Source organism: Pseudomonas sp. PSB11 (assembly GCF_014596605.1).
GTDB classification, from domain to species: Bacteria; Pseudomonadota; Gammaproteobacteria; order Pseudomonadales; family Pseudomonadaceae; genus Aquipseudomonas; species Aquipseudomonas umsongensis.
This window is the reverse complement of sequence record NZ_NOIO01000002.1, coordinates 257,296-283,075: the sequence shown is the minus strand read 5'-3', so window position 1 is coordinate 283,075 and position 25,780 is coordinate 257,296. Positions and strand designations below refer to the sequence as shown.

Genomic DNA, 25,780 nt, shown 5'->3' with positions numbered 1-25,780 from the left:
ACGTCGGGCCAGGGGAGATTAAGAAAATAAAACCGGAGCGTTTGTCGGCTGCCGGCAGAGGGTGTCGGAATCCGGCATTTATCCAATTAGCCGCCTCGCCTAAGGGAAACCTTTAGCCGCACGGGAGATTTCCCCCTTTCGGATGCTGTTCATCTTGATACCGGCGCGGCGTCTACTCGCTTACCTTGCGCACACAGGAGGCGTGTCGTCGTAGCGAACTGTTTCATTGAGCTCGCCTTGCGCTTACCCCATAACAATAAGAATGGAGATATCAGGTGAAGCAATCTTGCCGTGGGCTCGGTATTGCCAGTGTGATCGGGGTTGTCTGTTCGCCATTGGCAGCTCATGCCGATGTGATCGATGACAGTCATTTCAAGGTGGATACGCGTAACTTTTACTTGCACCGCAACTACACCAACACCGCCGCTCCAGTGTCTGAAGTGCACAGTTGGTCCCAGGGTGTCGATGCGCAATTTACCTCCGGCTATACCGACACGGCCTTGGCCATTGGCCTTGATGTGGATGCGCAATACGCCGTGCGCCTGGATTCCTCGGGCAACGACGGTTCGCTGCCGTACAGTGTGAGCGATCAACAGACGGCCAATGACTACAGTCGCGCCGGTGCGACCTTCAAGATGCGCTACAGCAAGACCGAGTTGAAGGTGGGAGACCTGCGCCCGCAATTGCCGGTGGCGTTCGATGACCCCAGTCGACAACTGGATACCATCTATCAAGGCGCCGTGGTCGAGTCCAAGGAAATTGACGGATTGACCGTAACCGGTGGCCGCTTCTGGTCTGCCGTGACACGGGAGTCTTCCAATCACGAAAAGCTCTACAAGTTTGGCTCCACCGATAATCTCGACAGCGACGGCCTGGATTTCGGCGGCGTCACTTACGACATCAGCAAGACGTTGCAAGCCAGTTACTTCTATGGCGTCCTGCACGATATCTACCAGCAGCACTATTTCGGCCTGATGCACATGGCTGACCTGGGCAATGGCTACAAACTTAAAACCGACTTGCGCTACTTCAATAACAATGAAGACGGCAGTGCCTTGAACGGTGAAATTGACAACCGCTCCTACGGTGCCCTGTTCAGCTTGCTCAAGGGCGCGCACATGTTCGGCCTCAGTTACCAGCGCATGCTCGGTGACAGCGTGTTCCCGACCATGAACGGCTATATCCCGCAACCTTACCTGGTGCACTGGTCGTCCCTGGGTTTTGTCCGCCCCGATGAGAAGTCCTGGGGGGCGCGCTACAGCTATGACTTTGCCGGGATGGGCATGCCAGGGCTGAAGTTCTACACCCGCTACATCAAGGGCACGAACTGGGACCGCGGCGGCAACTTGAGCGACAACCAGGAAAGCGAACGCTACCTGGGGCTCAATTACGTGGTACAGAGCGGGGCGCTGCAAGGCCTTGGACTGGACCTGCGTAACATCGATGTGAAACAGAAGTACGGCTACGACTACAACGAGTTCCGTGTCGCCACGACCTACACGTGGAAGTTCTGGTAAGCGCATTGACTCCATAACAATTCCAACAGGAGCAAACACTAGTGAATATACAGGTCGATAACCCGGTCCTGCAGCGCAAGAAAACCTACGTTTACGAGTGGTACGTGGTGGCCCTGTGCATGATCGCCTACATCTTTTCGTTTGTGGATCGGCAGATCCTGGCGCTGATGATCGAACCGATCAAGGCCGACCTGCAGATCAGCGACACCCAGTTCAGCCTGCTGCACGGGCTGGCTTTTTCGTTGTTCTACGCCTTCATGGGCATGCCCATCGCCTATCTGGCCGACCGCTTCAGCAGGCCGAAGATCATCGCCGTCGGCGTGGTGTTCTGGAGCCTGGCGACCGCAGCCTGCGGCCTGAGCAAGAACTTCCTGCACATGTTCCTCGCGCGCATTGGCGTCGGCGTTGGCGAAGCGGCCCTGTCGCCCTCGGCCTACTCGATGTTCAGCGACATGTTCCCCAAGGAGAAACTCGGCCGCGCCGTGGGCATCTACTCGATCGGTTCGTTCGTCGGTGGCGGCCTGGCCTTCCTGGTGGGCGGCTATGTGATCGCCTTGCTCAAGGACATGAACACCATCGAGGTCGCCTTTCTCGGCGCGATGAAGGCCTGGCAACTGGCGTTCTTCATTGTCGGCCTGCCCGGTATCGTGGTGGGTCTGATGATCTGGCTGACCGTGCGCGACCCGGCGCGCAAAGGCCTGCAGGTCGATGCCCAGGGTCGAGCCAAGAAGGTCGCGATGAGCGATGGCTTGCGCTTCCTGGGTCGTCACCGTGCCACCTTCACCTGCCATTACCTGGGCTTTTCGTTCTACGCCATGGCCCTTTTTTGCATGATGAGTTGGAGTCCGGCGCTGTACATCCGCAAGTTCGGCCTGTCGCCGATGGAGGCCGGCTACATGCTCGGCACCGTGCTGTTGGTGGCCAATACCGCCGGCGTGCTGTTCGGTGGATGGCTCACCGACTACCTGGCCAAGAAGGGGCATCAGGACGCGGCGATGCGCACGGGTGTCATCGGCGCCCTGGGCATGGCGGTGCCGGCCGTGCTGTTCCCGCAAGCCGATCAGCTATGGCTGTCGGTGACCCTGCTGGTGCCGGCCATGTTCTTCGCCTCGTTCCCGATGCCGGCATCCACGGCAGCGATGCAGATCCTCGCGCCGAACCAGGTGCGTGCGCAGGTCTCGGCGGTGTTCCTGCTGATCAGCAACCTGCTGGGGTTGGGCCTGGGCACTACGCTGGTGGCGCTGTTGACCGACCGCTACTTCGGTTCGCCGGCAGCGGTGGGCTCGTCGATGTCGTTGGTGATCGCGGGTGCGTCGGTGTTGACCGTGCTGTTGCTCTGGCGTGGTTGCCGGCGTTTTCGCGAAAGCTATGCCCGGGAGTATCCGAGCCGCGCTTGATTGGTCATAGTCCATGATCGGTGCCTCGGCCCCGCTGCGTTTGTATGCAGCGGGGCTCAAGCACTTCCAGGCCAGGAGAATCCCCGATGTTGAATGACGTACACCTGCTGGAACGGCATAGCCTGTTCAGCTCGGCCGATTACCGGGAAATCCAGGACAAAGTCAGCCACTACCTGTGTCCGCACAGTTTCAACGTGCTGCGTGACGAGCCGATCCATACCCGGCTCAACGGCGTATTCTTCGGTACTTCGGCGCTGCTCGACCTGCGCTATGGCGCGCCGGTGGAGATCAACATCGGCGACATTGCCGACCAGTACCTGTTTCGCATCACCTTGCAGGGGCATTGCGAAGTGGCCCACGGCCGGCGCAGTGCGGCGATGCAGTCGGGCTGCCTGAGCGTTTCCTCGCCGTTCGCGCAAAGCCGTATCGTCACCGATGGCGAGTGCCGCAACCTGATCCTGCGCGTCGACCGTGACGCCCTGCAGCTGCAACTGCAACGCCTGCTCGGGCGCAGCCTGCGGCAGTCGGTGATCTTCGATGTCAGCGTCGACCCGCTGGGTGCCGGTGTGGTCAGCCTCTATCACACCCTGGACTACATCTGCCGGCTGTACGGCAGCGGCGTGGACGGGTCGCGACTCGCCAGCGGCTTGTCCGACTACCTGATGCAGCTGTTGCTCACCCAGCTGCCACACAACTATTCGGCGGATCTGCTGATCGATTCGCGCGCACCGCTGCCGCACCACGTGAAGAAAGCCCGTGACTACATCGAGGCGCACCTTGGCGAGCCGATCAACCTGGCGACCCTGAGCGAGCTCTGTGGTGTCTCGGCCCGCACCTTGCAGAACGGCTTCAAACAGTTTCTGCAGCAAGCGCCGGTCGAATACATCCGTGAGCGTCGCCTGGCGGTGATTCACGAATCGCTGCAGCAGGGCAATACCTGCGAAAGCGTCACCGATATCCTGTTGCGCCACGGCATCAACAGCTTCGGGCATTTTTCCAGTGCCTATCGGCAACGCTATGGCTGCCTGCCGTCGGACACCCTGCGCCGACACAGGCATTGAGACTTCTGCGTAATCCGTCAGTCGGCTGCGCAATCGGGACAGTCCGTGGCGGTGCAGACCGATAGCATCGAGTCTCTTACAAGAGGAGCAACTCGATGAATATTACCGTGCTGGGTGGGGGACATGGCTGCTACGCCGCTGCTGTCGAGATGGCTGAAAAGGGCCATCAGGTTCGCTTGTGGCGGCGCGATTCGGCAGCGCTCAAAGAGTTGCTGGCCATCGGCAGCCTGACCATCAAGGACTATCGAGGCACCCGTCAGCTGTCCGTCGGCAAACCGGGCGACAAACTGTCGTTCACCGACGACCTGGCCGAAGCCCTGGGCGACGCGCAACTGGTGATCATCCCTTTGCCGTCGACCTCCCACGAAGACCTGGCCCGGCACGTGGCGCCGCACCTGCGCGACGGCCAGGTGGTGTTCCTGCCACCGGGCACTTTCGGTAGCTACGTGTTCGCCAAGGCGATGGCCGATGCCGGTAACCACAGCAAAGTCGCCTTCGCCGAAACCGGCACACTGCCGTACCTGGTGCGCAAGCATGGCGCCAGCGACCTGGTGATCAGCTGCTACGCGACCCGCCTGCCGACCGGCGTGTTCCCCAGCAACCTGTCCGAGCACGCCTTCAGGGTATTGCGCGAGGCCTACCCGAGCGTCGAACCGATCGAAGACGCCCTGAGCGGTGCGTTGATGAACGCAGGCCCCATCATCCACCCACCGCTGATCATGATGAACGCAGGTCCCCTGGAGCATTTCGAGGCCTGGGACATTCACAACGAAGGCACCCAACCGTCGATTCGTCGCGTGACCAACCAGCTGGACGCCGAGCGCATGGCCGTGCGTGAAGCACTGACCTACGGTGCACCGCACTTTCCCCTGGCCGACCACTACAACACCAGTGAAGGCGAGGAATGGATGTACGGTCGCGGTGCCCATGGCAAGCTGACCGACAGCGGCGACTGGCGCGAAGACATCGACCTGCAGGCCCATCGCTACATGCTCGAAGACACCCGCCTGGGCCTGTCCTTCCTGGTGTCCGTCGGCCGTTGGGCCGGTGTGCCGACCCCGGTTGCCCAGGGCCTGCTGAGCATCGCTTCGGTCGTTGCCGAACGTGATCTCTACGCCGAAGGCCGCACCCTGGAAAACCTCGGTCTGGCCGGGCTCGACCGCGCACGGATGACTGAACTGCTGACCAAGGGTTTTCAATCATGAGCATTGAATGGCCTCAAGTCAGCGTGGTGGGCGCCGGCCGGATGGGCGAGGGCATTGCCCTGGCCTTCATCCATGCGGGCTTGCCGGTCACCCTTATCGACATCAAGGCGCGCGCCGAGGATGAGCGCGACGACTACTTCGAGCGCGTGCGCAATAACATCCGCGGCGAACTGCAGATGCTGGTTCGCCTCGGCGTGCTCCAGCCGGAACAGGCGGACATCGCGCTATCGCGCTTGACCCTGCAAACCCGGGATCGGGCCTGCGAGGCATTGCGCCAATGCGAGTTGGTGTTCGAAGCCGTGCCGGAAGTCATCGAGGTCAAGCAACAGACGTTCGCCTGGGTCAGCGAACATGTCCCGGCGTCGGCGATCATCGCGTCCACTACCTCGACGTTCCTGGTCACCGAGTTGAGTGAAATGGTCAGCACGCCAGCGCGCTTCGTCAACGCGCACTGGCTCAATCCTGCGCACCTGATGCCGCTGGTGGAAGTCAGCCGCAGCGCCGCAACCTGCCCCCAGGTGGTCGAGCGACTGCTGCAACTGCTCAAGCGCATCGGCAAGGTGCCGGTGGTGTGCAATCCGGTGGCGGGCTATATCGTGCCGCGCATCCAGGCACTGGCGATGAACGAAGCCGCACGGATGGTGGAAGAGGGCGTGGCCAGCGCAGAGGATATCGACACCGCCGTTCGCATTGGCTTTGGCTTGCGCTTCTCGGTACTGGGACTGCTCGAGTTCATCGACTGGGGTGGCGGCGACATTCTCTACTACGCCTCGCGTTACCTCAGTGGCGCGCTGGCGCCGCGCTTCGAGTCGCCACAGGTGATTGCCGACAACATGCACAACGGCCGCAACGGCCTGCGCGACGGCCAGGGTTTCTACGATTACCGTGAGCTGGACGTGGAGGCCTACAAGCAGCAGCGAATGGGTGCCTTCGTACAAAAGCTGGCGTCGTCGGGGCTGACGCCAGCGTTCGATGGCGCGTTGGGGCAGCCATCTGAATAACGGCCAAATGCAAACCGCCACTACTGTAGGAGCGAGCATGCTCGCGAAGAATCTGAGAGCGCCGCGGGGTGCCAGGTTTGCAGCGTTATCGTTGACGACCATCGCGAGCATGCTCGCTCCTACAAAACCCTCGACTACGACACTTCACCAAGCTTTGGCCTGCCCCGAATCCGTCTGAGGACGACCTCAAGCGCGCGGTCAACGGGCAGTACGGGAACCAGGTGTCGGCATCGTTGATTACCTGGCGATTGGCAGCATGGCGCTGTGCGGAAACCGGCATAAGGTCGCCGAGTTCCGCAAGCGACGCCAGGGTGCAACCCAGGGTTAGGGCACCTGGCTGTGGACCTGTCGATCAGCGCACCAGGCAAGGTTGCTTGTTGTTGAAGCGCCAGCCCGGAATCAGGAACTGCATCGCGACGCTGTCATCCCGCGCGCCGAGCCCCATGCTTTTGTAGCGCTCGTGGGCCTTGGCCACCGCGTCCATGTCGATCTCTACGCCCAGGCCATGCCGGGTCGGAACCTTGACGTAGCCGCCTTCGATTTTCAGCGGTTCCCGGGTCAGGCGCTGGCCGTCCTGCCAGATCCAGTGCGTGTCGATCGCGGTGATTTCCCCCGGTGCGGCGGCTGCTACCTGGGTGAACATGGCCAGGGAGATATCGAAGTGATTGTTGGAATGCGAGCCCCAGGTCAGGCCCCATTCGTGGCACATCTGGGCAACTCGCACTGAGCCTTGCATCGTCCAGAAGTGCGGGTCGGCAAGCGGGATGTCGACCGATTGCAACTGAATGGCGTGGCCCATTTCGCGCCAGTCGGTCGCGATCATGTTGGTGGCGGTCTTCAGTCCCGTGGCCCGGCGGAATTCGGCCATGACCTCGCGGCCCGAGTAGCCGTTTTCTGCACCGCACGGGTCTTCGGCGTAGGCGAGGACGTGATGCTGATCGCGGCACAAACGAATGGCTTCTTTAAGCGACCATGCACCATTCGGGTCAAGGGTGATTCGTGCGTCAGGAAAGCGTTCAGCCAGCGCGGTGACTGCTTCGATTTCTTCATCGCCGCTCAACACACCGCCCTTGAGCTTGAAATCGTTGAAGCCATATTTTGCGCTGGCTGCTTCTGCCAGGCGCACCACGGCTTCGGCGGTCATGGCTTTCTCATGACGAATCCGGAACCAGTCGTCTTCTGCGTCGGCTTCGTTACGGTAAGCCAGGTCCGTGACATGGCGGTCGCCGATGTAGAACAGGTAGCCGAGCATCTTCACCGCATCGCGTTGCTGCCCTTCGCCGAGCAATGCAGCCACCGGCACCTCGAGGAATTGGCCCAGCAAATCGAGCAGGGCGGCTTCCATGGCGGTCACTGCGTGAATGGTGATCCGCAGGTCGAAGGTTTGCAGGCCGCGACCGGCCGCATCACGGGAAGCAAAGGTGGTGCGCATCTGATTGAGGATGCGTTGGTATTGGCCGATGGGCTGGCCGATCACCAGGCTACGAGCGTCTTCGAGGGTCTCACGGATGCGTTCCCCACCTGGTACTTCGCCCACGCCGGTATTACCAAAGCTGTCCTTGAGAATGACAATGTTGCGAGTAAAGAACGGACCGTGGGCGCCGCTCAGGTTCAGCAGCATGCTGTCGTGGCCCGCGACGGGTACGACTTGAAAATGGGTGACGACAGGCGACTGGGTGGCGTTGGCAGAATGTTCAGCGTTCATGGCAAGTTCCTACGAGTATGGTCGTTCAACGAACAATGGAGTCAGTGCGCTTTGACTGTCGCATGCGTTGGAGCAGCGTTCGGTGGTGTCAGCACGGGTGATGGCTTGGGTGAGGTCCTGGCAAAAAACACCAGTATCGCGGCAAGAACCGAGGTGCCGGCCAAGCCGTAAAGGCCGCCTTGAATCGAGCCGGTGGTCTGTTCCAGGAAACCGAAGGTCGTGGGTGCCACGAAACCGCCCAGGTTGCCGATCGAGTTGATCAGCGCGATAACCGCGGCGGCGATACGGGCATCCAGGTAGCCCTGGGGAATTGGCCAGAACAATGAGGACGCGGACTTGAAGCCGATGGCAGCGAAGCAGATGGCGACAAAGGCGAAGATCGGCCCGCCGGTGGTGGACAGGAACATGCCGGCAGCTGCAATCAACAAGGCAGTTGCGACCCAGGCTTGCTGGAATTTGAACTTGCCCGACAGCGCCGCAAAGGAGTACATGGCGATGATCGAGATCAGCCAGGGAATCGAGTTGAAAAAACCTACCTGCACGTCACTCAGGTCACCCATCTTCTTGATGATGCTGGGTAGCCAGAAAGTCGCGGCATAGATCGTCAGCTGGATGCAGAAGTACAAGGCGCAGAACAGCAGGATCTGTCGATCTTTCAGGAGTTTGCCAATGGTCGGTTTCACGCTGGTCAGGGCTTCACGTTCGCGTTGCTCCTGATCGATGGCGCCGACCAGCGCATCCTGCTCCTGGCGCGTCATCCACTTGGCGTCGTGGGGTTTGGAGTCAAGCCAGAACCAGACGAAGAAGCCCAGGAACACCGAGGCCAGGCCTTCTATGGCGAACATCCATTGCCAGCCGTGAAAGCCAAAGCCTTCGATTTGCAACAGGGCACCCGACAGCGGACCGGAAATCAGTGAGGCAACGGCTGAGCCGCTGAGGAAAATGGCGATGGCTTTACCGCGCTCGACGCCTGGCAGCCAGCGAGTGAAGTAGTAGATCACGCCAGGGAAGAAGCCTGCTTCGGCCACGCCCAACAGGAAGCGCAGGATGTAGAAATGGGTTTCGTTCTGGATGAACGCCATCAGCGTGGCGACGATGCCCCAGGTGAACATGATGCGGGTCAGCCAGATGCGGGCGCCGACCTTTTGCAGCAGCATGTTGGAGGGCACTTCGAACAGTGCGTAGCCAATGAAAAAGAGGCCTGCGCCCAGTCCGTAGGCGGCAGCGCCAATGCCCAGGTCATGTTCCATGTGCGTGCGCACGAAGCCGATGTTGACCCGGTCGATGTAGTTGAGGATGAACATGATCACGAAAAGCGGGAGCACATGTCTCTTCACTTTGCCCACGGCGCGCGCGAGAACCGAATCATTTTCTGGAACGACAGATGCGTTGCTTGAATTGTTCACAATTCAAATCTCCCACTGATTATTTTTATGCGGGTTTGAGCGTGATAGCGGCGGCCTGGCCGCCGGTTATTGCTGTCGAGTTACCAGGCACCGAGCGCCTTGATCAGGGGCGCGTCGGGGTCGGTCAAAGGAAAAGGCAGGGAGGTCTTGCGAGAGGAGGGACTTGAGTACTTGAGGATTCATGGGATTCGCCTGCATCGATGGTTTTTGTTTAGATGTCTGGAGCGGGTTAAGTTGATAGACATCATACAAGTGGTTGTTTGGCGCTGCAATGCGGAGAATGGTGTTTTGTGTGCATAACGACGTGAGAAAATGACTTTTTTGGTTATTATAGGCAGTGTTCGTTGGCGTTTAACGGCTAAATCGTGCCGAGCCTGATAGGATCGAACTATCATTGAGCTAGAAGGTATCCCGAGTTAAACAGGACCGTATAGGTGTGTTGTCATACAAGTATGCGCCTTTTATGATGGCTTAGGGGGGGTACATTCGCATTTCGCCAGTGAATCTCCGGTGGGTGTTAAGCTCTGTGAAGCAAAATTCCGTGGACTCGAACCTATGCAAATTGAAAGCGGAACCCCTGTCCGCAGACGCCCCAATAATCTGGCTCAAGGCGTGGTCGAAGCACTGACCCAGCGCATTTTGCTCGGCCAATTGAAGCCAGGCGAAAAGCTGCCTTCGGAATCCACCATCGTTCTCGAACATGGCGTGAGCCGCACTGTTGTCCGGGAGGCTATCTCCAAGCTGCAAGCTTCGGGGCTAGTCGAGACACGACACGGAATCGGCACATTCGTGCTGGAGCAACCCTCCCAGCCAGGGCTGCGCCTGCACGTGGATACCGTTGCCAGTGTTCGCAGCATGCTGGAGCTGAGATTGGGCCTGGAGGTGCAGGCGGTTGCTCTGGCCGCTGTGCGCCGAAACGACGATCAGCTCGCGCGCATGCGCCAGGCCTTGAGTGATTACCAGGCTTCGCTGGCGAACAACGATAGTTGCGTCGAGCAAGACAAGCGCTTTCACCAGATCATTGCCGAGGCGACCGGCAATACGTTTTTCACGGAAATCATGCAGCACCTGGGCAATGCCATGATTCCTCGTACCCAGGTGAAGGCCGACGAGCGTGGAGGCGCCGATTTTTCGCAATTGGGGCAGCTGGCGAATCTGGAGCATGAAGCGATTTTCAACGCGATCAAGCGACAAGATCCCGATGCGGCTCGAGCAGCGATGGTGCTGCACCTGACCAACAGTCGGGATCGGTTTTCGGGTAGTTGAAGGGGGCTGAAACCGTGGCAAGGGAGCTTCCACTCCCTCACCGCTGTCTTATCCCCGGCACTCCACCAGGCTTTTCACCTGCCCCGAATCCGTCTGGTTCTCATCACTCAACCAGCGTTCGAACCCTGCGCCAATCGCCGGCCACTCCGAATCGATGATCGAATACCAGGCGGTGTCGCGGTTCTGCCCCTTGACCACCATGTGCTGGCGGAACACCCCTTCGAAACTGAACCCCAGGCGCTCGGCCGCGTACCTGGAGCGGGCGTTGGCGTTGTTGCACTTCCACTCAAGACGCCGGTAGCCGAGGGCGAACGACTCCTTGGCCAGCAGATAGACGGCCTCGGTGCTCTTGGGTGAGCGTTGCATCGGCGCGCCGAAGGTCACGTGGCCGATTTCAATGCGGCCCTGGGCCGGGACGATCGACATCAGGCTGAGGATACCTTGCGCCTCGCCGCTGGCGCGGTCGATCACGCTGAAGAAGTAGGGATCGCTGTTGGCGGCGTGGTTGTTCAGCCAGTCGTTGAAGGCGCTGCGTGCAGGGAAAGGACCGTAAGGCAGGTAGTCCCACAGTTTCGGGTCGGCACCCGGGCCTTGCAGGGCATTGAACAAGTCGTCGCCGTGGCGCGCCGGGTCGAGTTTTTCCAGGCGGATGAAACGCCCTTCGATCAGTTGGACTGTCGGGGCCGGGACGCCTTTCCAGTCGGCGAGTGAAGTCGGCATGCTGTTCTCCTTGAACGTTAAATGGCTTTGCGAAACTGGATGAAACCCGGACGCTCGGCGATGCGCTCGTAGAGCTGGATCGCGGTGGCGTTGGTTTCGTGGGTCAGCCAATGCACTTTGCAGCAACCGTGCGCCTTGGCAGTGGCGTAGACGTATTCGATCAGCTTGCGGCCAACGCCGGTGCCGCGGGTTTCGGGCGTCACCAGCAAGTCTTGCAGGTAGCAGGCGTTTTCGATGCTCCAGTTCGATCGATGGTAGATGAAGTTCACCATGCCGACTGCCTTGCCATCGATCCACGCCAACGCCGAATGAGTCGGTTCGTTGGTATCGAGCAGGCGTTGCCAGGTGCTTTGGGTGACAGCCTCAGGCAGTTCGGTGTTGTAGAAGCGCAGGTAAGCGTGCCACAAGGGCAGCCACGCCGCGTGATCGTCGGCGCTGACCTGGCGAATGTCGATCTGACTCATGTGAAGTTCCTTAACGCATCAAGTGGGCGAGGGCCTGATCATGCGCATCGGGGCTGGCGGCGAGCCCCTCGCGCACGCCGGCGATGTCTGCCGCGCTGCGGTTCTGGCTGAGCTTGCGCTTGCCTTCCAGGCGCTGGATCGGCAGGGCAAACCCGACGATGGCCTTGAGCATGCCGTCGATGTAGTCGGTGGGAGCATCGGCAACGGTCCAGGGTTGGGCGCGACCGGTCTCGTGACGATCGGTCAGGGCGCTGACCAGCTCGAGCAGGCGCTCGGCGTCCGTGAACACCTCAGCCGTGCCGTAGGCATGCACCGCGACGTAGTTCCAGGTTGGCACGACTTTGCCGTGTTCGGCTTTGCTCGGATAAAAACCGGGGCTGACGTAAGCGTCGGCGCCGGCAAAGATCACCAGGGCCTCGGCGCCTTCCTGCAGTGCTTTCCACTGTGGGTTGGCCTTGGCGAAGTGGCCGTAGAGGGTGCCATTGGGACCTTGCTCCGGGCGCAACAGCAGTGGCAGATGGCTGGCTTGCAGGCCTTGCTCGCCGTAGGTGACGAGCATGGCCAGGCGGGTGTCTAGCATCTGCCGGTGCAATTCATCCAGATCTTTGATGGCAAAACCGCTGGGGGTGTACATGGAAAAACTCCTTGGCGAATGCCTGCATCCTAGGCAGTCTATTGGTCTGTTGTAAGAGCCATTAATGACGAATTTCATAGGTCCATTGTCATGACGGATGCGCCGCTTTCCTTGTCGTTCAACCCGGCGGGTATCGAACTCGATCGCCGTCAGGGCCTGAGCCGTCAGCTTTACCAGGCCTTGCGCCTGCGTGTGCTCGATGGGCGACTGGCCAGTGGCACGCGGTTGCCGGCCAGCCGTGATCTGGCGGCGGCCCTGGGGGTTTCCCGCAACAGCGTGGTACGCGCCTACGATCAGCTCTTTGCCGAAGGGTTTATCGAGGGGCGGGTAGGGGACGGAACCTATGTCGCGCAACTACCGCAGACCGCGCTCCCGGCAAAAACACCGGGTAAAAAAACACCTGCCGCCTTATCCACGAACTGGCTGGACCTGCCTGTGGTTCCATCCGCCAAGGCGACTCGCAGCGCAGCGCTCGGACGCGTTGAAAACAACCATCTGGCCCTGCCGCCCAGTGGGCCGCCTCGGGCATTCCGGGTGGGGGTACCGGCGTTCGATCTGTTTCCTTTCGAGGTATGGGCCAAGCTGAATGCGGCGTTCTGGCGTAAGCCGGATTTGCAGCAACTGTGCTACGGCGATCCGGCGGGCGACGAGCGTCTGCGCGGGCTGATTGCCGCGTATTTGCGCAGTTCTCGCGGCATGCAGTGCACGGCCGAGCAAATAGTGATCACCAGTGGCGCGCAGCAGGGCATCAGCCTCTGTGCACAGCTGCTGGTGGAGCCGGGCGATGGCGTGGCGATTGAAAATCCGGGGTATCGGGCGGCGGGGCATGCCTTCGCCGTGGCCGGTGCGCATTTGCATGGCGTGGCGGTGGACAGCGAGGGTATCGACTGTGCCGAACTGGCCGGGCTCAGCGACTGCCGGCTGGCGTATGTCACGCCGTCGCACCAGTACCCCACCGGGGTGGTGATGAGCCTGGCACGGCGCCTTGAGTTGCTGGCCTGGGCCGAACGCAACCAGGGCTGGATCGTCGAGGACGACTACGATGGCGAGTACCGCTACAGCGGCGCACCCCTGGCACCGTTGGCCGCCCTCGACCGCCAGGGGCGGGTGTTGTACGTCGGCACGTTCGGCAAAGTCGCCTTCCCGGCACTGAGACTGGGATATCTGGTGCTGCCACCCGGCCTGGTCCAGGCCTTCTCGCAACGGCGCGCGGTGGACGTTCGGCATTCCGAAGTGAGCACCCAGGCGGTCATGGCGGAGTTCATGGCCGCCGGCCATTTTCAGCGGCACATCCGCCGCATGCGGCGAGCGGCGCTCAGTAGGCGTAACACGTTGCTCGCCGGTTGGCCTCGGGACATCCCCGGCGTCGGCAACCTGCCGAGTGTCGTGGCAGGGCTGCATCTGACGGTGGCGGTCGACTCGCAGGCACGTGAGCGCGAACTGGTGGAGCAGGCTTACAGTGTCGATATCGAGATCAACGCCCTGAGCAGCTACTGGTTGCCTGACTCGTCGCCACCGCCGGACTTGCGCGCCGGGCTGGTCCTGGGTTTTGCAGCGGTGCCCGAGGCGGCAATCAGCGCAGCACTGGGGCGTCTGGAAAAGGTCTGGCGTCGCTGAGCCATCAAGTTGCCGTTGTCACCGTTTCAGGCTCCAGGTCGAGGAACAATTTGCGCAGCAGCGGCTCTTCAATTTTTCTGAACACGCCATCGACGGGCTCCAGGGTACTCAAGTCCTTCTGCAATTCGGGTGTCAGCGTTTTCAGATAGTCCTCCGACACTTTCAAATGGGCCGCCGTCGGCATGTTCGCCGGGCTTTTCAAGGTTTCGTAGTGAAAGTGCGCAACCCACAGCGGCTGGTTGCGGGTCTTGTCGACAATCCGGTATTCCTGGAAAAAGTCGCCCAGGCCCCGGGTCCGGATTCGCCCTCGGGGGTCGCGGCTGATGTCGATTTGGCCGTTTTCATGCATCCATTTGAAAATGCTTTGGGTCGGTTTACGCCGACCGTAGAGGCTCGCTCGTACCTTGATGCCTTCCTGGCGAAGACGGCGGGCCGCCTCTCGCAGTTCCAGGCCCAGGTTGGCGGCGGGAGGCGGGGTGCCCTTGGCTTTGCTGATGTTGGCCAGGGCCTGATCAACGCTGTTGGCACTCTGTTCCAGCTTCAGAGCCTGTTGATCGAACAGGTCCTGTATGTCGGCCGGAATGCGCCTGGGCAGGAAAGCATCCTTGCGAGTGCGCTCCATGAACTTTTCAGCATCAAGGTTGAGTTCGGTGCCGGCCTCGATGATGTCCAGGTCACCCAGCGCCGTGGCGGGTTGCTGATAAATGGCCGGTGTGAGGGGCTGCAGCGGTTCCTCGCTCGAGCTTTGCGCCTGGTTTCTGACGGGGTCCCGTGGCCGGGTCCTGCGCACTTTTATCGCTGGCCGTGAGGGGCCAGGATGTTCGCGATCTACCGGCCCCGGCCGCGCAAGGGGTTCGGGTTCCGGGAGCAGGGCCTGGAGGCGATTGTGTGCCAGTTGTGCGAATTCATCGATGAGCGTGCGCAGGTGATTGAGCCGGGGCGGCTTGACCAACCCGGGATAAACGTCGGGCAACTCCCGGATTCGCTGTTCGGCGTCGGCAAAAACCTCCATGAGCCTGCTCAGTTCTTCGATACGCCCCTCCAGACGGGCAGGGGCTTCGCCGGCTTTCGTGAGTTCGATAACTTTGATCGCGGCCTTGGCGGCACTCACGACCAATCTGCCTACCGCGACACGCGCCTGTTGCATCAGGGGACTGGCCTGTTCCTGCAGGCACAGCTCCTGCGCCATGCCGATCTCGTTGGCCTTCAGATCCAGTGCTGAGAAGGAAGGGGCCACCTTGCTGCATAGCCGCGCACTTTCAACACCCGCTTTTCCCGCGGCGCGCATACCCTCGAGGGTCGAACTCCACAGCGTCAGCTTTTGTTCCATTTCCTGGCCGATGTCGGTGGCCAGCTGGATCTGTTCGACGTAGGTCTGTCTGGGCACCGGTTCGGCATGCCCGGGATCGGTCATGACACTGATAGCCTTGCCATAGGCGACTCGTTTGATGACAAGCCATAAGGACAGATTTTTCTGTAGCGCGCCGCTCATGCGCAGCAACTCTTGCTGGTAGTTTTCCGATCCGCCGAGTTCACGCCATTGGCGCAATTGTCCCAGTGCCTGGCGATACTCGTCGATCGCAGTGTCCAGTTTTTCCACGTACACCGCCATCAGTCGATCGTAGTCCTGGGCGCTGGCCTGCTGTGCATCGGCATACCGCTTTTTCAGTTCGGCTTCCTTCACAGGTTCCAGGTGCTTGAAGGCCTTCAGGGCCTTGTCCAGGCGCTCGAAATCAACGGTTGCCTGGAGGCGGCTGAGGGCATTCCCACCACCCCCACGCAAGCGCAGGCGAAGATCGAGCACCCATTGGCCTTTGCCGCTGTCCAGCAGCAGCGGTCCGGTTCGGGCGGGCGCATCCGGATGGACAATTTGGATCTGTTGTTCGCCACTCACGTTGACGTAGAACCACCGCTCACCGACCTGGGCGTAATTCCTGTTGTCATGCTGGTAGATATGAGGCGGGGCCGGCCTGACCGTGGTCACTTGCTCGCTGGAGAGGTCGGGGGCGACGACTTTGAATGTGTCCAGATAGGCACCCAGCGCTGTCGGTGTGCGCCGGGGCACCGAACCGGCGACGTCCAGCGAGGCGTAATGGCTCGGCGCATGTTCCGGCGCCAGCGCCACGGGAATGAAGGTGACGGTGACGGGCCTGACATCGGGTCTGGAGGCTCGGTCCAACGGCAGCCGTTCGATGTCTGGCGTGCTCGACGGCCTCTTGCGTGCCATCGCCGCGTGATGGCTGAGGATCATTCCAAGCGCCAACAGCACGTCCGCCACGGAGGTCCATTCGATGAATTCGTCACCCCGATCCCTGGCATCGAGTGCCTGTTGAATCTGATCGATGGCCTGCCAGACCCAGACCGCCGCACCCACGGCACCGCTGAGGAAATTCGAGGCGACGTTCAACAGCGCCCAGGCGCTGTCATTCAACACGCGCCAACGATATTCGGCATTGGATTGCGCCTGCCGGTCAGCGAGGTCGACCAGTGCCTGCGCGTTACTCTTGAACAGTACCGATAGAACGTCACCGGTGATCTCGTCGCTCTCCAGCACCACGCGCCCGAACCGGTCCGCCCGCTGCAGTGGATTGACCACCTGTTCGGCGACCAGCCACGGGGAGGGTAACCCCGTGGGGAAGACATACTGGGCGTACTCAAAACTCAGGGCTTTGTCGGGCAACCAGGCCAGCACCGAATCCCTGAGCTCACCGGCCTGGTGCATCGCGTACAACAGGTTTTGCCTGGAGGGGAATTGCAGAAGAGGTTCATCGAGCATCGGGCGATAAAGCAGGCAAGGACCGCCTTGTGTTGCGCGAGGGCCGATGATGAACATGTTTTCGACGGTGTCGCTGGTACTGATCAGGCGATGCTGCGGTGTCATGGTGAGCGGGTAGAGGGCGACGGTTTTGTTCGTAAGGTCCGGGTCCAGCAGCTCGCAGATGTATCGGTAACCCTGTTCATCAACACCGGTTTGCGCCTGGTACCTGGCTTCAAGCGCCTGCAGTGGCAACAGCCATCGCAGTTGGTTGCGATAGAAATCTTCCTGGCGTTGCGAACTGAGCGGATTTTCCTGAAGCCTGAGTTTGATCAGCAAGGGATATGCCTTGCCGACATCAACACGCGCCGCCACAAGGGTGAGCCATTGAGGTGTCAACCAGCCCGGTACCGCTGCGCCACTCTTGAAAAAGACCGATGCCATGAAGGGCGCTTCATTTTCCATGGCGTATTCGGCCAGTGTTTCAATGCGCTGGTCGAGCGGGTTGGGGAGCGTGAGGTTATCAGCGGCAAAGCTGTTGGTGATCTTGATCCGCAGATCGTCCAGCGCCAGGTGCGTCGCGCCAACGGCCAGCGGATCGGCAATGATCGCTTCGCGCATCAGGCGTTGCGCAAAATCGGTGATGGAGGGAACCTCGGCTCGGGCGAGTTTGCCCTGCGGTTGGCGATACAGCATGCCCAGGCCATTGATGTAGCGGCTGTAGTCCGAAATATGCTGGGGCGATGCGTTGTGCAGCCAATCAGGAATCGCCGCGTCCAGTTGCAGGAATCGCGCTTTTTCGGCGGGATCGAGCCCGGTCTCGGGTTCTACGTCATTGTTCAGCCGCGCCTCGATGGAATTCAACGAGTGGATGGCGTCCAGTTGCGAGGACACCAGTGCCCAGGCCATGTGGTCGAAAATGTTGCCTTGGGGTTCGTAGAGTCGCCAGGTCAGGGTGCGGCCTTTCAACTGCTCCTGCAGGCGCGCGGGAAGCGAATCCCCCAACTGCGTCATTGAACTGAACGACTCATAGGCACGCTCGATGGTGTACATCACCAGCAATGGGCGATTGTTGTACGTGGCCTTGAGTACCAGGGCGCCACCGATCAACAGATGGTGCGTGGCGTCATCCTCGACCGTATCGATATCGATCAGGCACGCCTGAATGACGGAAAACCCGCTGTCCGTATTTTTCCGGGTAGTGTTGTCCGGGTCATTGAAGACCTCTCGCGCCATCGCACATTCATCGCCGTCCCAACCCTTGACCTTCTGCACATTCAGCGCCTGGCGCAACGTGTCGGAGAGTTCCTGCCACCGAGCAATCCTGTGCCCCCTGGCATTCCAGAAATCGAGTTGGCTGCCTTGCAACGCCACGAACAGCATCGACGCCGACTCGTTGAGCAGCTTTGCAATCTCTTCGATGCTGACGGCTAGGTGAACCGGGCTTTTACTGGCCGGCTCGAGGGTAAGATAGTGTTCCCCTTCGAGGAAATTGGCTTTTGTACCCTGCAGGCCCTGTCGCACCAGTGCGTGGGTCAGCGATTCGAAAAGGGTCGGCCCCGCCTCTACGCTGTCGTCCACCACCCGCCACTGGGGGGAGGCGACGACGGCGGCGTCCGGGTCGATTTCCAGTTGCGGATAAAGTTCTTTCAAGGCCCGGCGCAGTAGCTGTGAAGCCACTTGATCGAGAGTCGGGCCATGACTGGTCTGGCTGATCAGATCACTCGTGTGTACCAGGGGCGTCGAGTCATTTTGCGGTAGTGAAGTGTTATTGCTCATGGCGGATACCTTGGGGGCAAGGGCGAGGCGGGGAAAGCCTCTTGTTGCGCCGAAGGTAATAGGGCGTCGACACCCGAGGGTGGTAGATAGTTATCGTGGGGGGGAAAAAGACCCCCGGCCACGATCTAAACCCATGGCGAGGCTGCCAGGCCGCCTCGCCTTAGCTTTTCTTTCCACCTCACGCCCTGAGCCTGTCCGTCAACCCGAGACGACTCATGATGGAGGCACTGTCGCGGTCTTCCTGGCGAAGAACAGCGCTTTGGCCAGTTGAGGGCTGATCTCGCTGCGATAGATCGAAATCGCTCGGAGATTGTCATTCGAGCCACGCGCCTCGTGCGCGCCGCCCAGGTGCCTTTGTTCAGCGGTTTTCAGGTGCGCAGCCGTGAAGTGCTGCACCGGCGCCGCGGCGTCGCCGTAGTGGAAGTGCGCGTACCACAGGACGCTCTGGTCGCTGGCGTCACGGATCTCATACTCATCGAGGTAATCTTTCTTGCGGCTCTTGAGCAGGCGTCGGCTCGGCGATTTGACGATGTTGACCTCGCCTTGCTCATGCAGCCACTGGACGCGGCCCGCCGTTGGGGGTTGCAGCTTGGTCATGCTGACCCGTACCTGATGCCCTTTGCCGTAGAGCCTGGTGGCCTCGTCGTTGAGTTGCTTGGCCACGGTTACGGCGGAGCCCGGGCCGCCGTCAGTCGAATTGCTGGATGTCAGCGCTTCTTCGATCATGTTCGCCGCTTCATTGAGTCGATGGGCCTGCTGGTGGAACATTTCCTCTATTTCCACCGGGATTCTTCGCAGCCCTTTTGAATGGGTCTCTGTGCGCCGGATGAACGCCTCCACCCCGTCCAGCAATGTTTGCCCCTGGACAATGCTGTTGGCCAGCGTGGGGGGGGGTGGGGTGGATGAAGCCGTGGTCGGTTTCACCCTTTCAACCCAGACGCCCGGGGACTTTTCATGAAAGGTGGTGATTTTGCCGCTCAGCGCGGATGTCACGTCAAGGAACGCGGATCCTTTCATTTGCGGATCGCTGCGCAGCTGACCAACCACAGTGCCCCGGAAGCGAGTCTTGACGATGCGTTTGTTGGGCGCGGTCGATGGCCGGGAAGGCCCGGGTTGCGGCGCCAGGCTCTGGCGTTCCAGCAGCAGGCTCGCCAAGTGCGTCTCGGTACGTTGCTGGAACGCCTCTATACGCTGGCGCATCAGGTCCAGTGGTGCTTGCAGCAACTGCCCGGGGAACTCGGCCGGCAGATCGACGATGCGTTGGTTGACGGTGGTCAGTTGTTCGAGCACATCGCTCAGGCCGTCGATTCGCTCGGGCAAACGCAGGATGTCATCCTCGGCGGCCAGATCAAGCGAAGACTGGATGGAGAGGGCAGCGTCCTCGACCACGTCGTCCAGCGCCTGTCGCACGTCCTGGCTGGACGCTGCGCTACTTTCGTCGACGCACAACTCCTGGGCCAAGGTGATCTGGAACAGCTTGAGCTCCTGCAGGTCGAACGACGGCATGATGACTCTGAGTTCACGACTCGCCTCGGCCCCGCCTCTTCCGAGAAGGTTCAGTTGCTCGAAGACTGACTGCGCGAGCTCGATCTTGTTGATGTAACCCTCGGTCAGATCGCTCAAGTGTTGATAGGACTGACGAGTAATCTGTGTGTGTTCAGCTGCGTCGCTGTCGAGCGATTGCTCGGAACGCTTCAGTTGTTCCTGGAAGTCAGGACGCTGCTGCACGAACCATTTGTCTATCAGTGACAGTTGGAGCTTGAGGCGGCTGATCATTGCCTCTCGGTAGTTGCTGATCGCCTCGCGCGCATTGATGACTTTCATCTGCTCGATATTGCCGATGACCAATGCAATTTGTGAGTCGAGGGTTTCAAGATATACCCGGCGATGGGTATCGGTGGCGGTGGCGGATTGAGCATTCTTTTCAGCCTCGTTCAGTTCCGACTCCCGACGGTTTGCCTGGCTCTCGAACATCGCCATCTGGCGTTTGCGTTGCGCATGACGCTCTGCGTTTTCCCGTTCCAGCCGTTGTTGCGCCTTGCCACCGCCCCTCAGCCGCAGGCGCATATCGATGAACCACTGGCCTTTTTCATTCTTGACCAACAGCGGGCCGCTGCGCGTGGGGGATTGCCGGGAGTCAATGATTTGCACGTCACCGTTGTCGTTGAGTATGGTTTCGAACCATCGTTGACCGACCTGTGCGTACCATTTTCCATTGCGCGAGCCGAGGTATTGGTGGGGACCGGGTGCCGTGGCGCCGGCGGTCATGCCCTTGGGTTCGGTGATGGCCAGCTCATCGAGAAAAGTGCCCAGGGAGGAGGCCGGGAGTGCGGCGACGGCATGCAAGGATGCTTCGTGGGTAGGCGGTAAACGCTGAAGGTCAGGCAGGCGCGTCACCACAGGCTTTGTCGCTGGCAGGATCTCTGGCGTTTCGAGGGGGAGCTCTGGCAGCTTGCGCGCTCGGTTCACCGGCCCATGGCGAGAGGCTGCCTGATGGACGAGCACCATGCCGAGCGTCAACAGCAGATCGGTCATGGCCGTCCAGCCACGATCGCTGTCATCGCTCTCTACGGCATCGCTGACTTGCTGCAAGTCGTCCATGATCTGCCATATCCAGGCGGCGATGCCGACATTGCGTCCGAGGAAGGGCAGGGCGATGTTGAACAGCATCCAGGCACCCTGCTTGAACGTTGCCCAGCGAGCTTGTGCGTTGGAAACCGATTGACGGTCCGCCAGGCTGATCAGGGCATTGGCGTTGGTCTTGAACAGCGTTGCCAACGGATCGTCATCCAGTGCGCGGGTACCGAGTGACACCGTGCCCATCCTACCCAGTGCCGATGTGGGATCGACCAGCAACTGGGTCAGTGTCCAGACCGATGGCAGGTCACCTGTAAACACATACTGGGAGTAGTTGAAGCGCACATCGTCAGGGAGCCAGGCCAGCACTGATTGGCGCAGTGCCTTGTCATGCTTGATGGCGTATAGCAGATTGGATTCGGTCGGGTATTGCATCAGCGAGGGTGTGAGCAGTGGCCGATACAGCAGGCAGGGTCCCTGATCGGGATGGCGGGGGCCGATCACGAACATGTTGGCGACTTCGTCGGCGGTGGTGTCCATGCGATCACCAGTCACGAAAGCCAGCGGTCGAATGACTATCGGTTGCCCGTTGACGACGCGATCGGCTGCGTTTTCCTGCAGGGCCGCCACCACGTATTGATAGCCGCATTCGTTGATGCCTGCTTCACCGCGCATTTTGTGCTGCAGCGCCTGCAACGGCAGCTGGATGCGCAAGTGCCGGGTGTAGAGGCCTTGTCGGCGCAAGCTCTCCTGCGGATCGTCCAGCAGTTTGCTTTTGATCAGGGCCGGGTACACCGCGCCAATGTCGACCTGGGTCACGAGCCTTTCCAGATAATCCGCGCTCAGCCAGGTCGGCACGGGGTCACCATTCGTGTATTGCACGGTCTTGTTGCCCAACGGGACGGCGATCAGGTTTTGCAGCGCCAGTTCACTGAGCGACAGCGTGACCGTCTGCGTCTTGCCAGGCAGCACGATGGTGCCCAGCACCACGACACTGGTGATGCTGATTTCGATGTCCTTCAGTGCCAGCCCTGCTGCCGCGGGATGATCCTTGATCATGTGTTCGCGCAGGGCTTGCAGGGCGAATTCCGGTAGCGCGGCGATGCCCTCGTCGAAGGTTTTGCCGCCATCCTGTTCGCGCAGCAGTGCCAGGTCCATCAGGTGTCGGCTGCACCGGCTGAGATCGGCGGTCGAGGCCTTGTCCAGCCAGCGTGGCAATACGCCCCTGACCTTGTTGAAATGCGACGAGGACAAGGTTTCAAAGTCGGTGAAATGCTTTGCGGCGGCGCTGACTTGTGCAGAAAGGCCGGCCGGGGAGAGGGGCTGGAACGCCTGTAAAGCACCGATGGCCTCGGTTTCAAGCGCGATCAGAGCGCAGGCCTGGTGATGGAAAAAATTCCCTTCGGGTTCATACAGGCGCCACTGCAGGTTCTGCCCCCTGCCGGCTAGCGTTTCACCCAGCGCCTCAAGGGACTCGTAGCGCTTGAACCCCTCTGAAATCGAGTGCGTCAATACAAGGCTGCGACTGCCCGCCGTGCCCACGAGAACGGTGGTGTCCAGCACCTGTCGATGGACGCTCACAGCGTTTTCCAGGTGGTCGATGTCGATCAGGCAGGCCTTGCTCAAGTACTTGTCCTGAGGCCGTCGAGTCACCCGATCCGGGTAATCGAACAGGCTGCGGGCCATGGCTTTCTGGTCCGCGTCCCAGTCCGCGGGCGGTACGCTGTTCCAGAGGTTGTGCAATGAACGCGAAAGCTGATGCCAGCGCGGAGTCGAGGGTTTGGTTTCCTGATTCCAGTAATCCAGTTGCTGTTGCTGATAGGCGATGAACAGCTGTGAAGCGAGGCGATTGATCAGGCGGCCTATCGCATCGATTTTCACCGGCATGTGAACCAGTGGCTCGGCACCGGGTTGCAAGGTCAAAAAGTGTTCACCGTCGATGAGCGTTACAACCGACCCCGACAAGCCGACTCGCACCAGCACATCGGTGAGCGATTCATAACGGTTTTCACCCGGCACGACACTGTCGTCGGTAATGATCCACGTCGGGGTGACGACCGTGGCGAGCGTCGGATCGATCTTCAACGCCGGGTACAACTTGCCGAGCGCGGGCGCTAAAGCCGTTGCCGCGACTTCTCTGATCGAGGGGCCGGTGACCAGTTGGGTCAGTATATCTTCTGCATTCTGAGGTATGGTTTCGGGCATGGTCGTCTCCTGACTGGGGCGCCGCAGTCCTGTCGGCGCTGAATCTGGAAACGGTATCGAGCCGCACCACCGGTCTGGCGGTACATAGATATCGCGGGTCAAAAAAGACCCGCGAGTGCGGGTCTTCTGTGTTCTGGCAGGTTTCAGGTCCCGGACTTGATCTTGGTCCAGGCCCGCGTACGTGCACGTTCGGCATCGCGCGGCAGCGGTTGCAGGGTGTAGAGCGTGCCCATTGCCGCCTCGGTCGGGTACAGGTTGGGGTTGTTGCGGATCGCCGGGTCGACCAGTTCCGTGGCGTCCTTGTTCGGGTTCGGGTAACCCACGAAGTCACTAACCGGCGCGATCACCTGCGGTTGCAGCAAGTAGTTGATGAAGGTGTAGGCGTCCTGCGGGTTCTTTGCGCCCTTGGGAATGGCGAGCATGTCGAACCAGATCGGCGCGCCTTCCTTGGGCAGGCGCATGTCGACGACCACGCCGTTCTTGGCTTCCTTGGCGCGGTTGGCGGCCTGGGAGAAACTGCCGGAGTAACCGACGGCGACGCAGATGTCACCGTTGGCGATGTCGGCCATGTACTTGGACGAGTGGAAGTAGGTGATGTGCGGACGGATCTTCATCAGCAGCGCTTCCGCCTTGTCGTAGTCCGCAGGCTTTTTGCTGTTGGGGTCCAGGCCAAGGTGCTGCAGGGCCAGGGGCAGGATCTCCGAAGGCGAGTCGAGCAGGGCGACGCCGCACTGCTTGAGCTTGCTGATGTTCTCTTCCTTGAAGATCAGGTCCCAGCTGTCCACCGGCGCATCGGCGCCCAGCGCGGCCTTGACCTTGTCCGGGTTGAAGCCGATCAGGATGGTGCCGTACATGTACGGCACGGCGAATTTATTGCCCGGGTCATTGGCTTCGATCAGCTTCATCAGCTTGGGATCGAGGTGGTTCCAGTTCGGTAGTTTGCTGCGGTCCAGAGGCTGGAATACACCGGCTTCGATCTGCTTGGCCAGGAACACGTTGGAAGGCACCACCACGTCGTAGCCGGAGTTTCCGGTCAATAGCTTGGCTTCCAGCGCTTCATTGGTGTCGAAGATGTCGTAGACCAGTTTGGTCTCTGGGTTCTGGGCCTTGAAATCTTCCAGGGCCTTGGGGGTGATGTAGTCGAACCAGTTGTAGACGCGCAACGTTCGTTCTTCTGCATGTGCGCCGCCACCGAGCACCGTGGCGCACAGGGCAGGAACAATCAGGCGCTTTAGATTTTTCATTGTCATGCGATTCCCCGTTAAGCGTTTTCAAAGCCTTCAAGCACGTTGACGGCGTTGATGCCGATTTCTTCCACCGCGTAACCGCCTTCCATCACGAACAGCGTCGGCACACCGAGCCTGGCGATGCGTTGACCCATGGCCAGGTAGTCGGGGCTGTCGAGCTTGAATTGGGAGATCGGATCGTCCTTGAACGTGTCCACGCCCAGGGAGACGACGACGATGTCGGCGCCATAGGTCTCGATCTCGTTGCAGGCTTGCTCCAGCGCAGCGCTCCAGGTATCCCAGCCGCTGCCGGCGGGCAAAGGATAGTTGAAGTTGAAGCCTTCACCGGCGCCTTCGCCGCGCTCGTCCTCGTAACCGAGGAAGAACGGGAACTCGGCTTCCGGATGTCCATGGATCGAGGTGAACAGCACGTCGCTGCGCTCGTAGAAAATCGACTGTGTGCCGTTGCCGTGGTGGTAGTCGACATCGAGAATCGCGACTTTTTTGTGGCCCTGGTCGAGAAAGGCCTGGGCGGCGATGGCCGCGTTGTTGAGGTAGCAGTAACCGCCCATCAAGTCGCTGGCGGCGTGGTGTCCCGGTGGACGGCACAGGGCGAAGGCGCTGCGCGCACCGCGCTGGATCTCTGCTTGCGCGGTGAGTGCGACCTGCGCCGCGCTGTACGCCGCTTGCCAGGTGCCGGCGGTGATCGGTGCGCCGCCGTCGAAGCTGTAGTAGCCGAGCTGGCCGTGCAGGCTGGTGGGCTTGACCTGACGCAGGGTACGCGCCGGCCAGGTGTAGGGCAGCAAGTCACCGTCGGTGTTGAATTCGGTCCAGCGCGCCCAGGCACCTTTGAAGAAGTCCAGATAATCGCGACTGTGGATGCGCTCGATTGGCCCCAGGCCAAAATCCTTCGGCGCTTCTACGGGACCCAGATTCTGCTTTTGCACACGTGACAGCACATGATCGGCACGCGAAGGCATTTCAAAGCAGGGCTTGAGTTGCCCGTCGATGAGTTCGCAACGGCCGTGGTGCAGGTGGTGATCATCCGAGTAGATCGTCAGCATTTTCTTGTTCTCCGCAGGCGGTTTCGGTTGCACACAGTCTTGCGGCGCGGACGAATTCGGAGAACGGCAGGAAAGGCCAAAAGGGGATTAATGTGGCCAAAATAATTGACCGAAATTCGCCCCTTGATGATGTGGGACTCACAATTAGGTGAACACTCATTACTCTTGATGTGGCCTTTTG

16 protein-coding genes are annotated in these 25,780 nt (G+C 60.4%); 7 read left to right on the top strand and 9 right to left on the bottom strand.

What is annotated here, in order from left to right; genetic code table 11:
• The first annotated feature begins 275 nt into the window (after nucleotides 1-275).
• The 5 genes from CGA21_RS04330 (at nucleotide 276) to CGA21_RS04310 (ending at nucleotide 6,181) form a co-directional block, all read left to right on the top strand.
• The gene (locus tag CGA21_RS04330; protein WP_188263610.1) at nucleotides 276-1,517 is read left to right on the top strand and encodes an OprD family outer membrane porin; all 1,242 of its coding nucleotides are present in this window, start codon (nucleotides 276-278) and stop codon (nucleotides 1,515-1,517) included.
• 41 nt (nucleotides 1,518-1,558) lie between these two features.
• On the top strand, nucleotides 1,559-2,914 hold the full coding sequence (locus tag CGA21_RS04325) for a spinster family MFS transporter (RefSeq protein ID WP_188263609.1): 1,356 nt from the start codon (nucleotides 1,559-1,561) through the stop codon (nucleotides 2,912-2,914).
• Between the two features lie 86 nt (nucleotides 2,915-3,000).
• Nucleotides 3,001-3,975 (top strand): AraC family transcriptional regulator, encoded by a 975-nt coding sequence (locus CGA21_RS04320; protein WP_188263608.1) that lies wholly within the window; start codon nucleotides 3,001-3,003, stop codon nucleotides 3,973-3,975.
• A gap of 95 nt (nucleotides 3,976-4,070) precedes the next feature.
• On the top strand, nucleotides 4,071-5,180 hold the full coding sequence (locus CGA21_RS04315) for an NAD/NADP-dependent octopine/nopaline dehydrogenase family protein (RefSeq protein WP_188263607.1): 1,110 nt from the start codon (nucleotides 4,071-4,073) through the stop codon (nucleotides 5,178-5,180).
• Nucleotides 5,177-6,181 carry a 3-hydroxybutyryl-CoA dehydrogenase gene (locus CGA21_RS04310; RefSeq protein ID WP_188263606.1) on the top strand — a complete coding sequence of 335 codons (1,005 nt, stop codon included), beginning with the start codon at nucleotides 5,177-5,179 and terminating at the stop codon, nucleotides 6,179-6,181. Before CGA21_RS04315 ends, CGA21_RS04310 begins: the two co-directional genes overlap by 4 nt.
• Before the next feature lie 352 nt (nucleotides 6,182-6,533).
• Here the strand turns inward: CGA21_RS04310 and gudD are convergent, their stop codons facing one another.
• Together gudD and CGA21_RS04300 are read right to left on the bottom strand one after the other, a co-directional pair.
• A complete protein-coding gene (gudD, locus tag CGA21_RS04305) occupies nucleotides 6,534-7,886 on the bottom strand; it encodes a glucarate dehydratase (RefSeq protein WP_188263605.1) in 1,353 nt (450 codons plus the stop codon).
• 41 nt (nucleotides 7,887-7,927) lie between these two features.
• On the bottom strand, nucleotides 7,928-9,292 hold the full coding sequence (locus tag CGA21_RS04300; protein ID WP_110754925.1) for an MFS transporter: 1,365 nt from the start codon (nucleotides 9,290-9,292) through the stop codon (nucleotides 7,928-7,930).
• Between the two features lie 555 nt (nucleotides 9,293-9,847).
• Here CGA21_RS04300 and CGA21_RS04295 point away from each other — a divergent pair.
• A complete protein-coding gene (locus tag CGA21_RS04295) occupies nucleotides 9,848-10,558 on the top strand; it encodes a FadR/GntR family transcriptional regulator (protein WP_110754924.1) in 711 nt (236 codons plus the stop codon).
• A 48-nt stretch (nucleotides 10,559-10,606) separates the two neighbouring features.
• Here CGA21_RS04295 and CGA21_RS04290 read toward each other — a convergent pair whose 3' ends face one another.
• From CGA21_RS04290 to CGA21_RS04280, 3 genes are read right to left on the bottom strand one after another with little or no spacing between them, the layout of a single operon-like run.
• The gene (locus CGA21_RS04290; protein WP_188263604.1) at nucleotides 10,607-11,278 is read right to left on the bottom strand and encodes a GNAT family N-acetyltransferase; all 672 of its coding nucleotides are present in this window, start codon (nucleotides 11,276-11,278) and stop codon (nucleotides 10,607-10,609) included.
• A gap of 17 nt (nucleotides 11,279-11,295) precedes the next feature.
• Nucleotides 11,296-11,742 (bottom strand): GNAT family N-acetyltransferase, encoded by a 447-nt coding sequence (locus tag CGA21_RS04285; RefSeq protein ID WP_188263603.1) that lies wholly within the window; start codon nucleotides 11,740-11,742, stop codon nucleotides 11,296-11,298.
• A gap of 10 nt (nucleotides 11,743-11,752) precedes the next feature.
• Nucleotides 11,753-12,376 carry an FMN-binding negative transcriptional regulator gene (locus CGA21_RS04280; RefSeq protein WP_188263602.1) on the bottom strand — a complete coding sequence of 208 codons (624 nt, stop codon included), beginning with the start codon at nucleotides 12,374-12,376 and terminating at the stop codon, nucleotides 11,753-11,755.
• A gap of 90 nt (nucleotides 12,377-12,466) precedes the next feature.
• Between CGA21_RS04280 and CGA21_RS04275 the strand changes: the two genes are divergently transcribed.
• Complete coding sequence (locus tag CGA21_RS04275; RefSeq protein WP_188263601.1) at nucleotides 12,467-13,993, top strand: PLP-dependent aminotransferase family protein; 1,527 nt, start codon at nucleotides 12,467-12,469, stop codon at nucleotides 13,991-13,993.
• Nucleotides 13,994-13,997: 4 nt separating this feature from the next.
• Here CGA21_RS04275 and CGA21_RS04270 read toward each other — a convergent pair whose 3' ends face one another.
• From CGA21_RS04270 to CGA21_RS04255, 4 genes are all read right to left on the bottom strand, one after another.
• Nucleotides 13,998-18,527: a dermonecrotic toxin domain-containing protein gene (locus CGA21_RS04270; RefSeq protein WP_188263600.1), complete on the bottom strand. Its 4,530-nt coding sequence runs from the start codon at nucleotides 18,525-18,527 to the stop codon at nucleotides 13,998-14,000.
• A gap of 213 nt (nucleotides 18,528-18,740) precedes the next feature.
• Nucleotides 18,741-23,309: a dermonecrotic toxin domain-containing protein gene (locus CGA21_RS04265; RefSeq protein ID WP_188263599.1), complete on the bottom strand. Its 4,569-nt coding sequence runs from the start codon at nucleotides 23,307-23,309 to the stop codon at nucleotides 18,741-18,743.
• A 143-nt stretch (nucleotides 23,310-23,452) separates the two neighbouring features.
• The gene (locus CGA21_RS04260) at nucleotides 23,453-24,553 is read right to left on the bottom strand and encodes a polyamine ABC transporter substrate-binding protein (RefSeq protein WP_083348698.1); all 1,101 of its coding nucleotides are present in this window, start codon (nucleotides 24,551-24,553) and stop codon (nucleotides 23,453-23,455) included.
• A gap of 17 nt (nucleotides 24,554-24,570) precedes the next feature.
• A complete protein-coding gene (locus tag CGA21_RS04255; protein WP_110754915.1) occupies nucleotides 24,571-25,599 on the bottom strand; it encodes a histone deacetylase family protein in 1,029 nt (342 codons plus the stop codon).
• Nucleotides 25,600-25,780: the final 181 nt, after the last annotated feature.